The 14613-nt window shown below is 49.5% G+C and carries 11 protein-coding genes; 4 read left to right on the top strand and 7 right to left on the bottom strand.

The features are described from left to right. Positions 1 to 2 precede the first annotated feature (2 nt). From D568_RS21100 to D568_RS0108310, 4 genes are all read right to left on the bottom strand, one after another. Positions 3 to 4046: a PAS domain S-box protein gene (locus D568_RS21100; protein ID WP_020209135.1), complete on the bottom strand. Its 4044-nt coding sequence runs from the start codon at positions 4044 to 4046 to the stop codon at positions 3 to 5. A 136-nt stretch (positions 4047 to 4182) separates the two neighbouring features. Next, entirely contained in the window at positions 4183 to 4497 is a 315-nt protein-coding gene (locus tag D568_RS0108320; protein WP_020209134.1) for an RnfH family protein, read from the bottom strand. Positions 4498 to 4509: 12 nt separating this feature from the next. Further along, a complete protein-coding gene (locus D568_RS0108315; RefSeq protein ID WP_020209133.1) occupies positions 4510 to 4950 on the bottom strand; it encodes a type II toxin-antitoxin system RatA family toxin in 441 nt (146 codons plus the stop codon). 2 nt (positions 4951 to 4952) lie between these two features. Beyond that, positions 4953 to 6323, bottom strand: a complete 1371-nt coding sequence (locus D568_RS0108310) for a sodium-dependent transporter (protein ID WP_026286919.1) — start codon at positions 6321 to 6323, stop codon at positions 4953 to 4955. Positions 6324 to 6507: 184 nt separating this feature from the next. On the opposite strand from D568_RS0108310, the gene smpB reads away from it, so the two are divergent. Both smpB and D568_RS0108300 read left to right on the top strand, forming a co-directional pair. Then, positions 6508 to 6990: an SsrA-binding protein SmpB gene (smpB, locus tag D568_RS0108305; protein ID WP_020209131.1), complete on the top strand. Its 483-nt coding sequence runs from the start codon at positions 6508 to 6510 to the stop codon at positions 6988 to 6990. 9 nt (positions 6991 to 6999) lie between these two features. Beyond that, the gene (locus tag D568_RS0108300; RefSeq protein ID WP_020209130.1) at positions 7000 to 8349 is read left to right on the top strand and encodes a sodium-dependent transporter; all 1350 of its coding nucleotides are present in this window, start codon (positions 7000 to 7002) and stop codon (positions 8347 to 8349) included. A 48-nt stretch (positions 8350 to 8397) separates the two neighbouring features. Here the strand turns inward: D568_RS0108300 and D568_RS0108295 are convergent, their stop codons facing one another. Beyond that, positions 8398 to 10497, bottom strand: a complete 2100-nt coding sequence (locus D568_RS0108295) for a hypothetical protein (protein WP_157497762.1) — start codon at positions 10495 to 10497, stop codon at positions 8398 to 8400. A gap of 40 nt (positions 10498 to 10537) precedes the next feature. Beyond that, positions 10538 to 11638 (bottom strand): transporter family protein, encoded by a 1101-nt coding sequence (locus tag D568_RS0108290; RefSeq protein WP_020209128.1) that lies wholly within the window; start codon positions 11636 to 11638, stop codon positions 10538 to 10540. A 224-nt stretch (positions 11639 to 11862) separates the two neighbouring features. On the opposite strand from D568_RS0108290, the gene D568_RS19745 reads away from it, so the two are divergent. Continuing rightward, positions 11863 to 12465 (top strand): DUF4136 domain-containing protein, encoded by a 603-nt coding sequence (locus D568_RS19745; RefSeq protein ID WP_020209127.1) that lies wholly within the window; start codon positions 11863 to 11865, stop codon positions 12463 to 12465. A gap of 56 nt (positions 12466 to 12521) precedes the next feature. After that, positions 12522 to 13112 (top strand): DUF4136 domain-containing protein, encoded by a 591-nt coding sequence (locus D568_RS0108280; RefSeq protein WP_020209126.1) that lies wholly within the window; start codon positions 12522 to 12524, stop codon positions 13110 to 13112. Between the two features lie 98 nt (positions 13113 to 13210). Here D568_RS0108280 and D568_RS0108275 read toward each other — a convergent pair whose 3' ends face one another. Then, positions 13211 to 14407 (bottom strand): MFS transporter, encoded by a 1197-nt coding sequence (locus tag D568_RS0108275; protein WP_020209125.1) that lies wholly within the window; start codon positions 14405 to 14407, stop codon positions 13211 to 13213. Positions 14408 to 14613: the final 206 nt, after the last annotated feature.

Raw genomic sequence — 14613 nt, 5'->3', positions numbered from 1 at the left:
CCCTAACTGGACGTTTGTTGACGGTTAAGCCACCGATCCAACCAAATTACTAGCGAATCAGCTAAATGTTCATCCTTATCAATTACAGCGGTAACCCTCACTCTGTCCGTACTGCTTATTCCCATCTGAGACACAACCACAACGTCGGTATATTCTCCCGAAATACGCTTATCCAGCAGCTCCCAGCCGTCGCCGTCAGGCAACAGTAAATCCAATATGATTAGTTGATAGGTGTTATTCTTCAACGCTGCTTTTGCCTCTTGCAGTGTTGTAACATGATTCAAATCAACACTTTCTCCGGCCAAGGCAAGCATTAAATCGGCCATGTTTTGATCATCTTCAACGTGTAACACTTTGGGTTTAGATATTCCCTTGGGCACAAACTGCTGCGCGCCCATATAAGCCGGTAACACTAAGAAAAATCGACTTCCCCGCCCTTCTGTAGACTGAAAGTCGATGCGTCCTTCCATGTTCTCTATAATCTGCTTACTGATCGCCAGCCCTAAACCGGTACCGCCTTTACTGCGCCGGCTGGAGCTATCCGCCTGGGAAAATTTTTGGAAAATCTGTGGCTTAAATTGTTCTGGTATTCCAGGCCCTTTGTCAATCACATTCACTGTAATTTGCCCAGGCTCCCACTCTAACACCACCTTGACCTCGCTATCAGGAGGTGAGAACTTTGTGGCATTTGAAAGCAGATTGGCCATTACTTGCTCTAGTCGTGCAGCATCCACATTAACCACCACTGCTCGATCCCCTACTCGCTGCCGAACCCAATGATCATCTAAACGCAGAGTCACAGAATGCTCAGAAGCATAGGTTGCATGATCATCAATACACTTTTGGATAATTGGCAACAAAGGCTGGTAAACGAAAGAGAACGCCATTTTACCTGCCACTAACTTTTCCATATCCAGCAAGTCGTTAACCAACAAAATCAATCGATCACTATTTGCATGGGCGATATCAACCAATCGACTTAAGGTGTCTGGAATTGCACCTAAAGCGCCACTATTTAAAATTTTTAGAGCCCCACTTATGGCTGTTAAGGGGGTACGCAGCTCATGACTAACGATAGCAATAAACTCGCTCTTCATTCGCTCAATGCGTTTTCGCTCAGTGATATCTCGAACCATCGCAATATATAAAGGCTTATGAGCACGGGTCACTTCAGACAAAGCCACTTCGATGGGAAATTGCTCCCCGCTCTTTCGCATCCCTAATAATTCTTTATCTCGCTGCTGAGCACTACTGTGTGAACTCAACCATTCAAGCATTGAGTTTCGCTCGTCATTGTTGAAAATAAGACGTGACACTGAAGAACCCAGTACTTCATCGGCCGTCCAACCGAATATTTTTTCTGCGGCCTTATTAAAGGTGTCAATTTGTCCTTGAGAGCTCAAAACAACAATGCCGTCTGCGGCATTATTCAAAATTGTCTGAGTTCTTTCAGCACCTGCACGTAACTCCTCTTCTTGCGCTTTGAGTACAGAAACATCTCGGGCCACACCTAAATAGCCCTCAATAGCTCCCTGCTCGTCTAACACTGCGGTGACGGTTAAAACAACGGTAATTTCGCTGCCATTTTTACGGACATACTGCCATTCACGCTCATCAGCAATTCCTTCGCGCGCTTTTGCAATTAGCACGCTAAAACCAGCGTCTTCTATACCCAACAGCTTTGCCAAGTCTTTAAGTTGATCAGAGCGGTGCAACTGTGTGATCGATAACTGGCCAACCGCTTCTTCGGCGCTATAGCCCAGCATCTTTTCCGCTCCACGGTTAAAGGTACGAATGATCCCCCCACAGTCAACAGCAATTAAGGAGACGCTAGCCGCATTTAAAATCGCCTTACGCCATCGATTTGAAAGGCTCAGGGCTTGCTCCGCTTTAACCTCTTCTGTTACTTCCCATAAATAGCCATGCCAAATAATACTGCCGTCGGCTTGCTTTTCTGGGCTTGTCTCGCCGCGCACCCATATTTCACCTTTGCTTGGGTGCAGAACCCGATAACAGTCAGACCAAGGCGTTAAGTTTTCGGCCGATAAAGCGATACGCTCCTGCACTCGGTTTTTGTCTTCTGGATGGATTCGCTCCATAACTTGCTCTGCTGAGCCTACAACCTCGGCGGGACACAAACCGTATACATCCTCGATACCTCGGCTGGCAAAAGGAAATGCACTGCTGCCGTCGGCATATAGTTGGAATTGACAAACACAGCCGGGCAAGGCGTTTGCCAGCTTGGTAAAGTGCTCGGACAACTCACGGTTTTCACGCTCTTTAAACCAGCGCTCTAAGGTGGCGCCAGCCCAGCGAGACAGCAATCGCACAAAGTCTTGCTCACTCTCACTAAAAGGCTCAGAACGCTGCTGAGGGGAAGAGAAATTAAGCGTTCCGAAGAGCTTACCTTCAACCCATAACGGGCCACCTATGTAAGCCTCTAAATGTGTACTCAAATAGCAAGGGTGCGTAGCGAGGTCTGAATCGGCAGTATGGTGAATGGCCATCACATCATTCAAACGCAAGGTTTCAGCGCAAAAACAATCCGGCAAATGAAATATTTGCCCGTCAGTGAGCGTTCCAGGTGGTGAGCTTTGCACATAAACCGTGTATTGGTCGCCCTCAATTTGACTGACAATGGCCAGCGGCAAATTAAGATACCTAGCACCCAGCTCAAGCCCTTGGCGCAGTATTTCCTGCATTGACGTACCCGGCAAAGAGGTAATTTCATTAAGCTGTCGCAGCGCCTGCTGCTGTCGCAGAACCTGCTCGCTCACTCGCTTACGCTCATCGATACGAGTGTAAACTCCTAACATACGCAGGGCACGGTTACGACTGTCACGCTCAGTCACCTTGCCTCGAGTTAAGAACCAGACATAACGGCCCTTATCATCACGTATTCGGTGCTCATGCTCAAACTGTGATGTCAACCCTTGAACGTGTGCACGCAATTTTGCCTTGCAAGGCTCTAAATCTTCGGGGTGAATACGCTGTACCCATTCCACCATACCCGCCTGAGCATTAGCTTTATGGCTAACAGTGAGCATGGTTTTCCAATGCTCAGAAAAATTGATTTTTTGCGAAAGAATGTTCCAGTCCCAATACCCGCTTTGGCTATTTTCCAGAGCTAACTGTAAACAATGGCTGGTTTCGGCAAGAGCGTCACGCTCTTTACTGACCGAAAGCCTGAACTCTCTTACCAGCTTGTTAAGCACATTGCGAAAACGTACCCACAACAAGCCCACCGTAATACTGCAAAGTGCCCACACAAAAAGCCATAACAGCATTTTCTTTTGCCGGTCAGCTTCAAGGCCGGCAAGGTCTGCACCTACACTTAAAAAAACAATTAATTGCAGCGTTTCAGTGCCCCCAAGCTCAGCGCCTAGATTATATTGCTGCTGAATAAAGGGAGCTTCGTTGTTTTCCTCTAGATAGGTCGTCGTCAGCTGGGTAACGAGGTGGGGATTTACCCCTGAACTGAAAGAGATGACATTATCAGAAGCGCCGGTCACCATCCACTGTAATTGCTCAGCGGTAAACAGAGCGTCCAACTTAGAAGCCAGGGGCCAAAAAACCAACCAGCAACGATTTGCATTAGAGTGTTGCAGCGCCGTCAGTAAATAGACATCATTTTCAACGGCAAACCAAGGTTGCTTAACCGCAAGATCACACAGAGCGCGCGCCGGAACAGAGAGTTTATTTTGCACAGCCTCTGGAAAGTTGGCTACATCCGTCGATGAAGCGACTTCCACTCCAGGCCAGTGACCCGCCAATGGCGAGAAGTCAAACTCGGTAAAATCAGGCTCTTGTGAAGTTTCAAGAAAGCTCTTTAAAAGATAAATAAGGTTTTCACGCATTTTTAATTCACGTTCCAACCAAATCATGTGTTCGCCCACATGATCCACAGTATGGCCATGATGCTCCTGCCACAGCTCGCGCACTCGCTGCTCATCATTGCGCCACATAAGAAGCATGACCAGGCCGAGAAAAAACACCAGCAGCCAAGGGGGTAGTGATAGCCAACGAGCAGGCTTAAACGATTGCATACATTTCCTTGTACTCAAAAGGTGGTCAGTTAATGTAGGGGCACGTTCACCCGATTTCTGTAATACCGATCAATACGTGATTACCTGATTAATAAATTCAAAACCATAGTATTAGTCAGTATGCCCCCTGCAGAGGTCAACCTTTAGATTTTTCGGCGCGTCGACGACGAACCTCTTTGGGGTCAGAGGTTAGCGGTCGATAAATTTCAACTCTATCGCCACTTTGCAATTCATGCTCACGAGGGGGCTTCAAGCCTTTAGCCCCTAATGCCTGCCCAAAAATTCCCATTTTGGCTGACTCTAAATCAATTTCAGGGAATGCTTTTGTAATACCGGAGCGCTCAGCTGCCTGGTAAGCTGTAGTACCGGGCTCTACCAGTATCTCTATTATTTTTTGTCTATCGGGTAGAGCGTAAGCTACCTCAACTGTTATTAAATCCAAATCCGCCACTCGGCTTACCTCTTAATTTTGGCTGCCATATATTTGCTCCGCTCGTGCACACAACGCCCGCACCTGAGAGGAAGCAATTTGTTCGAACATTTTATTCACCGCCAGAGCTAAAAGTGGGTTTTTCAAACTAAATTCCAACTCCAGAATGAGCTTGCACCCCCTTGCAGAGGGCTCAAAGCGCCATACTCCACTAAAGCTATGGAATGGACCATCAATTAACGTCATTGTCATGCGCTCTGGAGGCTGCAGGTGATTTCGAGTCACAAAACTTTGGGTTAGCCCCCCTAACCCCAAAGACAACCGAGCTTCAATCCAACTTTCCCCTTTGTTTAAAACCTGAGCACTCTGGCAGCCATCCATATACTCTGGATAAGCCTCAATATCATTCACCAGCTCAAACATTTGACTGCAACTGTAGCCAACTTCGGCCGAACGTTCTATTCGATGCCCCACTTTTACCCCGCAAATTTATCAAACAAACCTAACAAAAAAACCACCAAGATCAATACCGGCGAGACATAGCGCAGAATGGTGTACCAGCGACCGAACCAATGGGTGGCATCGAGCTTCATTTCACGCCGTAATGGGGCTTTTTTCATAAACCAGCCGACATAGACGGCCATCGCCAAAGCCCCAAGCGGTAGTAAAACCTGTTCAGTCAAAAACTGGCTAAAATCAAAGGGGGTCATCCCCGCCACCATGTTCATACCTTGCCAGTGATTTAACGAGTAAACCGTAGTCAAGCCCAGCAACCAAGCGAGAAAGATTATCAATAAGCTGGCAGACAGACGATGAAAACGAAAGTTTTCCGTTAAATAAGCCACAATTGGCTCTAGCAAAGAAATATTCGAACTCCACGCGGCTAAGGTAATCAGCAAGAAGAACACGGCCCCTACGATTGTCCCTACTGGCATGCCTCCAAATACAATTGGCAGAGTTTCAAATAACAAGCCTGGCCCACCACCCGGCTCAACCCCGGGGGTAGCAAAGACAATGGGAAAGATCACCATCCCTGCCATTAGCGCAACCAAAGTATCCAGGCAGCCAACGGTGATGACCGTTTTCAGAATTGACGTATTGTGAGGCATATAAGAGCCGTACGCCATAATCGCCCCCATCCCCAAGCTGAGCGTAAAAAAAGCATGGCCCAGAGCCAAAGATAGCCCTTCAAGGGACAGATCACTAATACGAAAGCTAAACAAAAATCGCAATCCGGCCAAAAAATCTCCGGCATAAGCCGAATACAGCAATAATAAAACCAGAAGCACAAACAACAGAGGCATCAATATTCTTACCGCCGTCTCCAGCCCCCGAGTCACGCCGAACATAATAATCAAGGCGGTCATGCATAAAAATGCGGTCTGCCAACGAACCAACTTACTGACATCACCCAACAGGGCGTTAAACGTAGCACTGGCAGTATGGCCATCAATCCCGGCAAAGCCCCCACGCGCGGCAGTGGTTACATACTCTAAGGTCCAGCCCGCAATCACGCTGTAATACGACAAAATGATAAAACCTGCCACCACTCCGGCCCAGCCAATGAGCCCCCAGGCCTTACTGCTGCGAGACTCACGCACTACTTCGCCCACAGCCATAATTGGATTGGCCCGCCCTCTCCTGCCGAGCAACACTTCTGCTGCCATTACCGGTAAGCCGATTAGACAAATACAGAGCAGGTACATCAGTACAAAGGCACCCCCGCCATTTTCACCCACGATGTAGGGGAACTTCCAAATATTGCCAAGACCGACTGCCGACCCGGTAGCGGCCAGGATAAAGGTCCCCCGACGCCCCCAAATCGCGTGCTGTTGTGCTCTTTTCACGCATTACTCCCACTGTCTTTATTGGGTCATAGAGCGATTGTACCCGTAACCGCCTGCGGCGATAAGACCGATACGGTGGCCCTAGAACAACGGACCACCGCCGCAGGACGATTGAATTAGTGTAAACCACCCCCAACCGTTATAATGTTCGGCCGCACCATTCACCGATTATTGCGATTGATACATGGCGAAAAAACCCAACAACAAACCCGGCAGCAGTACGATAGCGTTAAACAAGAAAGCCAAATTCGATTACCAGCTTCAAGATCGTCTTGAAGCTGGCATCTCGCTGCTTGGCTGGGAGGTCAAAAGCGCGCGTGCCGGTAAAGTACAACTGACGGACACCTACGTTATTTTCCAAAACGGCGAAGCGTGGCTTGTGGGGGCCCAATTTGCCCCACTGCCCACGGTATCGACCCACTTTGTGGCCGAGCCTATGCGCTCACGTAAGCTGCTGATGCACGACCGTGAGCTGAGCAAGTACCAGCAAGCCGCCGAACAAAAAGGCTACACCGTCATCGCCACGGCCATGTACTGGAAACAGCACCTGATAAAAGTAGAGGTCGCGCTCGGTAAGGGTAAACAGCTACACGACAAACGCGAAACCGAAAAAGAGCGCGACTGGAACCGGCAGAAGCAACGCCTGTTTCAACACGACCAAAAATAAGAGGCCGCTATGGCGCAACCCCGAGGTCAGTTCTCCAGCAAAATTGGGTTTTTATTAGCCGCTGCGGGCTCAGCGGTTGGCCTTGGTAATATCTGGGGGTTCCCCACTCAGGCTGCCAGCAACGGCGGTGGGGCCTTCTTAGTGGTGTATCTGTTTTTAGCGTTTATCCTCGCCTACCCCGCGCTGATGGCCGAGCTCACCATTGGTCGCTACGCACGCGCCAATGTGATCACCGCGCTTGAGGGGCTTTCCAGCAACTCATCTGCCCGACGTGCTGGCCAATTTGTGGGCATCGCCGCGGTCGCCGTCGCCGTCTTTATTCTGAGTTTTTATGCCATTGTGGCCGGCTGGATGCTGGCGGAGTTTTTCAGCCCCCTGGCCGCAAAACTCAAAGCAACTAATGTTGAACTCTGGTTAGACGACACAAGCTTCACACGCAACGCTCTGGTTTGCGGGCTGATGTCGATCTTAACCGCCGCCATCATTGCCCGCGGCGTGGAAAAAGGTATTGAGGCGTGGTCAACACGATTAATGCCGCTGCTGTTTGCCATTTTATTGGGGTTAATCGTCTACGTACTGATACAACCTGGAGCAATGTCTGGCCTTGCCGCCTACCTCATACCCGCTCCGTCGCAACTGCTAAACCCACAACTCATTTTGAGTGCTTTAGGGCAGGCCTTTTTTTCTCTGTCTCTCGGTGTGGGCACCATGCTGATTTATGGCTCGTATCTGCGCGACACCGACAATCTGCCGCGTATGGGGGTTTCCGTTACACTACTGGACACGGGTTTTGCGTTTACCGCCGGGTTATTAATTCTACCGGCCATTTATGTGGCAGATGCCCGCGGTATAGCCGTGTTCAGTGAGGCGGGACATTTAATTGCCGGGCCGGATTTAATCTTTCAAGTGTTACCCGCGCTTTTCGATAGTATGGGCAGCACAGGCAGCTGGGTTGCGATTGCTTTTTTTGCCCTGATGAGCATAGCCGCTCTGACATCGGCAATATCGCTGTTAGAAGTTCCGGTATCCGTCTGCGTAGAGCGCTGGCAGATAACCCGCCCCACAGCGGCATGTCTGTCGGGCGGACTGATTTTTTTAATCAGTTTAATTATCGTGTGGCATTTCGAAACTCTTTTTAACGCGGTCATTACGGCTACTACCGTCTATGGCCAGCCACTGCTGGGGATCGCCCTGTGTGTGTTTGCAGGCTGGGTGCTGCACCGCCATCAACTTCTCAAAGAGCTCAGCCAGGGCCACCCAGAAATAGAACACACGTTATTTTGGAAAGTGTGGCCTTTTTACGTACGTTTTGTTTGCCCCGCACTCATAATATTGACGTTTTTGCAAAGCTTGCGGTAACAAACCCACTCGTCCGCTTATCTAGAGGCGGGCTTTGTTACCTACACATTAAAACTCTTGTACGAAAATTGCCTCGTCACTATCAATAGTACTCAAATTGACGATAAAAAATGATTTTCCATCCTCGGAAAAATCCAGCCAAGTGTTTCCTACTATTTCCAATTCGCTTTGCTGCTGAGCAAAAACATTCACCCACTCATCGCCTGCGCGATCAAAATACAGAAAAGCATCTCTGGACCCGAGCTCAAGGCAGGACCGGCAAAAAAACGCGGTTTTAGTACCTGGGGAGTTCACAGCCGTAAACTCACCTTGATTCACACGCAACTCTTCTACCCAGCTGCCGCCTTTACGGGCGTACACATAGGACCTGACCGGTTCTCTGCCAGAAGAAGTCACCACTTCTGCATTTGCCGATAATGAAAGTCCATGACCAAACCGAAGCTGTCCATCCTCAGGTAAGATTCTTTGCTCTTCCACCCAAGTATTATTCGTTTGGCGGAAAATATAAACAAAACCTCTAAAGCAGCCATCATCCAACAGAGCCTCTCGATACCCTTCGGGCACTGGGTCTAACCCCGAGTCGAAGCTAACCGAGGTTGACAGAGCAATCACGGCTCCATCTTGAGACATAGCCAATTCAGGGAATGACTCCAATGAGGTAGGACAACTTGTATAAGCGCGATCAGTTTCGTGCCAAGAACCTTGTTGATTCTCGTAGACCCAAACAGCGTAGCCATCGCGTCCATTTACGTAACTCTCGGCCTCTGGATCAAAGGTGAGCGCCGCAAGATAACGTCCGTCATCGGCCACTGCTACATCCAAACCAAAGGCATTATGCTCTGACACACCTTCTGGACTGAGGTAAGCCGATTGCTGCCACTCACCCTGAAATTTCTGGAATACACGAACGGCTCCAGAACAACTGCGAGCATTAGAATCTGAGTTGCTTTCTGCCTCTGAATTCGTATTGCAAGGAGTGCCAACAACAATAAATTTACCGTCCGAACTTATGTCTACACTGGCACTAACGCCTAAAGCATTATTTAAATCATCCAATAACAACTGGGAATATAGCCATTGGTTTTCAGTTTTTTTATAAACGTGAAGTTGTTTTTCGGGATAATCTTCAGCTACCACGGCAATTGAGCCATTCGCTCCTACCGCAACGACATCAAGACTCTTGCCGGTGGTTTGAATTTGCCAGGTATTCTTTAAAAGAAGCACATCGTCCGTGGTCGTAACAGAATCGGACTCTGAACATCCAGCGGCGTTACATACCCTCAATTTATAATTTGAATTAACACTGTAAGGTAGTAGCGCGCGGTGATTGTGATAGATGGCGCTGGGAGGAAGCTCCTCAAGCACGGTATAAGCATTCTGATTGCTTTGCTTCTCCAGAAGCATTACCTCGTCTGCCGATGCCAATGGCGGCCATGAAAACTTTAATGTTTTCGTTTCGGCATACTCTAACCGCAGCTCGGGCTTTTCAGGCAGGGGCGGTAACTGCGCAAAAATAATATCCACAGAACAGCTTGAGTGTATAGCCGCGACGGAAAAAGTAAGATCAGTACGCACACCGCCACAGCCGGACACGGACTCTAGGTAGTAACCTTCATCCGGTGCCATACTAATAACTAAACTGTCACCGTAAAATACTGTCTCTTCAGAGAAAACAGCCTGGCCAGAGCCAGTCGTGTTGACATCGACATTCAAAGCGATGGGGGAAAAGCGTGCCGCAACCCTACAATCAGACGCTGCCTCAGCTACAATGTATCGGCGTCCTTCTAAAACTCCATTACACCCTTCGATACTTATCAATTCAAAACCATCGCTGGGACTAACGGCAAACTCTACCAAGTCACCAGAAAATACTGATACAGCCTCAGGAGTAATTGTGCCATCCCCTTCAACGCTTGTAGATATACCAACTTCTAAGTCAACGGATGAAGAGGAGTCTGCCAATGAATCCGTGCTACTTTGCGACGAGCTTGGAGAACTCCCGGAGCCGCACCCAGCACACGTTAAAACCAATATAACCGTAGAAAAAAACCAGAGCTTCATAACGACACTATTCCCTGTAGTAAAATTTTTCACATCAGGATAAAGGTCAAAGGCCCTCTTATCTACAAAGGCTACACTTTCTAACAATTTCTTTCATGCCAGGGCGACCGAGAAGGGTCAAAGACCCTTAAAACGCATAAGACAAACTCACACTCACGCCGTCATCCAGGCCTAATTGATAGCCGTTATAATCTTCTTCTATCCGGGTAATCCACTCTACACCTAAACGCACACCGGCAAACTGCCCACCGGTAACCACCGTGTTTACCCCAATACCGGCATCGAGAAATTCACCGCCGTAGTTGGCCTGAATATCGGCGGGGCTAGAGTGGTTATGAGGACCGTTGTAGTGGCCGCTAATGGCATCCTGATCAGACCATTCCAGGCGGGCAGATAGGCTCATCCAGTCTAGTAGACGTACGGCGCCCCAAGCGGTAGCGGCATATTTATCCCCCAGCGCATAGCCGGAGTCATTTTCATCTTCAAGACGGATAATGGCACGCCCCTGCACTCCCCAGTTTAAGTGGCCTGCCATACCGGTATAAGTAACAGACGGCGTTAAATCCCAAGTGCCTGAGCCCAGCTGCATGCCGTAATGCACAAAAGTCCCATCCGCATTTTTTAAATCCACTTTACCGGTGGGCATATTCACCCCCAGGGTAGTAATAAACTGATGAGCAGGGTTGTTGGTCCAGTTGTACATAGCGCTGACATTGGTATCACCCCAACCAGAGGTACCATGGCTGCCGTGGTGGTGCATGTCATGGTCGCCCATATCAGAGTGGTCCATGCTAGACATATCATCCATGGATGACATAGCTCCCATTTCACTCATGCCATGAGCCGAGTCCATCGAGGACATGCTCGTCATCGCCATGTCCATATCCATGCTCATATACATAGGCATCAGCATTAACGTCAGGTTATCGGAGGGGGCATACATAATATCCAGCATCACCATTTCCATGGTCATACCAGTTGCCATCATGCTGTAGCCAGCGGCGGCCAAATCAGCGGCTGCTACCTTGTCGCTACCGCTGTATACATCACTGTAACTGGTACGAAGGTAACGATAACCTGTCATCACTTCACCTTTGGCGTGGGTATGGTCCACCATCACCCCGGCAGGTGCATGAGATTCAGGCTTGAACACCGACTCGTGAGCCAAAGCTGTAGTTGATACCACAGCACAGGCGGCGGCGGTCCATTTAGTGATGGTGGGTTTCATAGGAATCTCCATGTCTACGCATTAAAAAAACAGCCATTGTACGTTGGCAGCCACCCCTTCAGGGCACTAAATGTGCGACACATTGTCGCACAAGACGACGGTCACACTTTGCTGGAAACGTACTTGATCATTACGACCTTGAAGATGTATTTCCTATATGCCCCTAAAGGCAAATAATCGATATACTGTGGCAAAGTTCTTAAAACCATCTGCTGGAGATAAACATGTTACTCACGGGACTGAACAAAATTCGTACAGGCTTGATGCCGGCTACGCTTATATCCATATTGCTGGTGCTGGCCGCCTGCAGCACTGGACCGACCATTCGCAGTGATTTTGACCGCAGCGCCGATTTTACCGCCTACAAAACCTTTAACTTTGTCGAACCACTGGGTACCGATAAACACGGCTATTCCACCTTGGTGACCTCCCATTTTAAAGCCGCCGCCCGCGAGCAAATGGAATCTTTAGGTTACACCTATAGCGATACCGATCCAGACCTGCTGGTTAACTTCTTCTCCAACACCGAAAATCGTACCGATATTCGCAGCTCTCCATCGGTAACAGCCTCTTACGGTTACTACGGCTACCGCTCAGGCTTGTACATGGGCTTCCCGATGTACAACGATACCGAAACCGTGCATTACAAAGTGGGCACTTTAAACATCGACGTCGTCGATGCCGAGAGTAAAAAACTGATTTGGGAAGGCATTGCCGAAGGCAAGTTAAGCGATGAGGCCATGGAAAACCCTCGCGCGGCTATCAACAGCGCCGTAACGCAAATTTTCCAACGCTACCCAACTCGTGCCGCCGAAGAAGACAAGTAACCCTGCCGGGCGCGGCCTCCCCGCGCCCGCCACTATTCTTACAGTAGACCCCTAAAATGTTATTAAACCGACTGCATAACTTAGTATTGATTGTTTTATGCACTGCCATGGTCGCGTGCCAAAGCAACAATCCGCGCCCAGAAATCAGCCACCATCGCGCTAAAAACACGGACTTTAGCCAATACCAAACCTTCTCTCTGACCGATGCGCCCGAGGTGGTCTTTTTCAGCGAGGCAAGTTCAGACCATTACCGCAAAAGCTTCGATAAAAGCATTATCGAAGCTATGGAAGCAAAGGGTTACCAATACCAGCAAAGCGGTGGCGACTTGTACGTCAACTACCGGGCCGAAGTCGACAACGAGCTGGATTCATTCAACAACGCTGTACCTATCACGCCCAACCGGATGGGGTATTACCAATCGTGGAGCTCTTGGTACAGCGGACCCTTAACCCAGGAAACCGAAGGCGGCAACACGCGCATCAGCTACACCGGCGCTATTAATATCGATGTAGTGGACTGGTCTGAAAAACGCGCGGTCTGGCAGGGCGTTTACCAGAAAAAGCTGGTGGAAAAAAATGCACAAGAAGCTGAAGCGATGATTGACCAAGCTGTTACCGATGTGCTGAAAAGCCTACCCGGCAAATAACTTTTATTTGCAACGCGACGCATTTTACTCGCAGGCTAAACAACCTGCGAGTAAAAGTGCACAAGCCACTTCGCAGCCAAGCGCTACTCCAATCCAATTCACTCCTCTTGGCACACTGACGCCGCTTTAGCCGATACCAGCAACAAGACCAATACCGGTAATAAGCACAGTAAAATCTGCAGGTGCCAGCCAAACCGATATAACACCCAGCCCGCGCTTAAAGAAGCGATTGCCTGTACGGCAAAAATCACAAAATCGTTGGCGGCTTGAACTTTAAACTTTTCACTCGGGCGGTAGGCATTTGGCAGCAGTGAAGTGCCCGACAAAAATAGAAAATTCCAGCCAATGCCTAACAGCACTAACGCGCCCCAGTAATGCATTAAACTGACGCCCAAAAAGCCCAGCACTAGCACCAATGCGTATAACACGCTGCCCAGCAGCATAAGTCTTTGCACGCCCAACCACTTAAGCAACGCACCCGCAAACAGCGAGGGAACAAACATCGCCAGCAGATGGCTCTGGATTACCCACTTGGCATCGTCTACCGAATGACCATGCATGTCGTGCATACTGATGGGGGTTGAGGTCATTAAAAAGCTCATCACACCATAGCCAATAGCCGCAGCCGCCAGAGCCTGTAAAAATATTGGCTGACGCAGTAAAACCCCAAGGGCGCGGGCAGGCTCGTGGGTTTGACTCGTAGCCACCGTTACCGCCTGCAAACGCGAAAACACCAATGCCGCCACAACCACCAGAACCCCCAATAACACAAAAGAGCCTGTGTATTCCGCGCTACCGGGCCAGCCCCGCCCTAACACCCCTAACTCCGGGCCTAAAAAGGCCGCAACCACACCACTGAACATAATGACCGATACCGCCGGGCCTGCCTGAGCGGCACTGACGGCCTCGAGGGCGGCGAAGCGAAACTGCTGATAAAACGCGCCGGAAGCTCCCAGCAACACAGCCGCCACCAACAGCCAGGTGAAACTGTAGATCTGGCACGCCAAAGCTCCTGCCAAGGCCCCCAAAAAAGACAACAGCAACCCGACATAACCACCGCCGCGCCGCCCCAGCCGATGCATTAACCACGCTGCTGGCAAGGTGCTGAATGCCGTGCCCGTCACAGCCAAGGCCAGTGGCAAAGTCGCCAAACTGGGTTTAGGGGCTAACTGCAAACCGATCAAACCACTGACCAATACCATCAACGGGATGGATGTCATCACCAGTGCCAAGGTGGCAAACAGCACCCAAACATTTGCGGGCAAAGCCGCGTACACAGACCACCACTGTCTCATTACCTCTCCTTACCTTAAATGAATTGCCCCAGTTTAATGCACACATTGGTCATAGGCGCGGCAATAGGGCAGCCTCGCAAATGTATCGAAATACCTATACCCGCAACAGCCCTTACTAGCCGGGGTCTCGCAGCGCACACCAGAATAAACCCCACCTTTATAGCGCTGGCACAAATACTGCTGAATACAATCATGTATACAAGATT

Source organism: Gilvimarinus chinensis DSM 19667, assembly GCF_000377745.1.
Classification (GTDB): domain Bacteria; phylum Pseudomonadota; class Gammaproteobacteria; order Pseudomonadales; family Cellvibrionaceae; genus Gilvimarinus; species Gilvimarinus chinensis.
The sequence above is the reverse complement of the archived record's forward strand: the minus strand, read 5'-3'. Positions and strand labels throughout refer to the sequence as shown.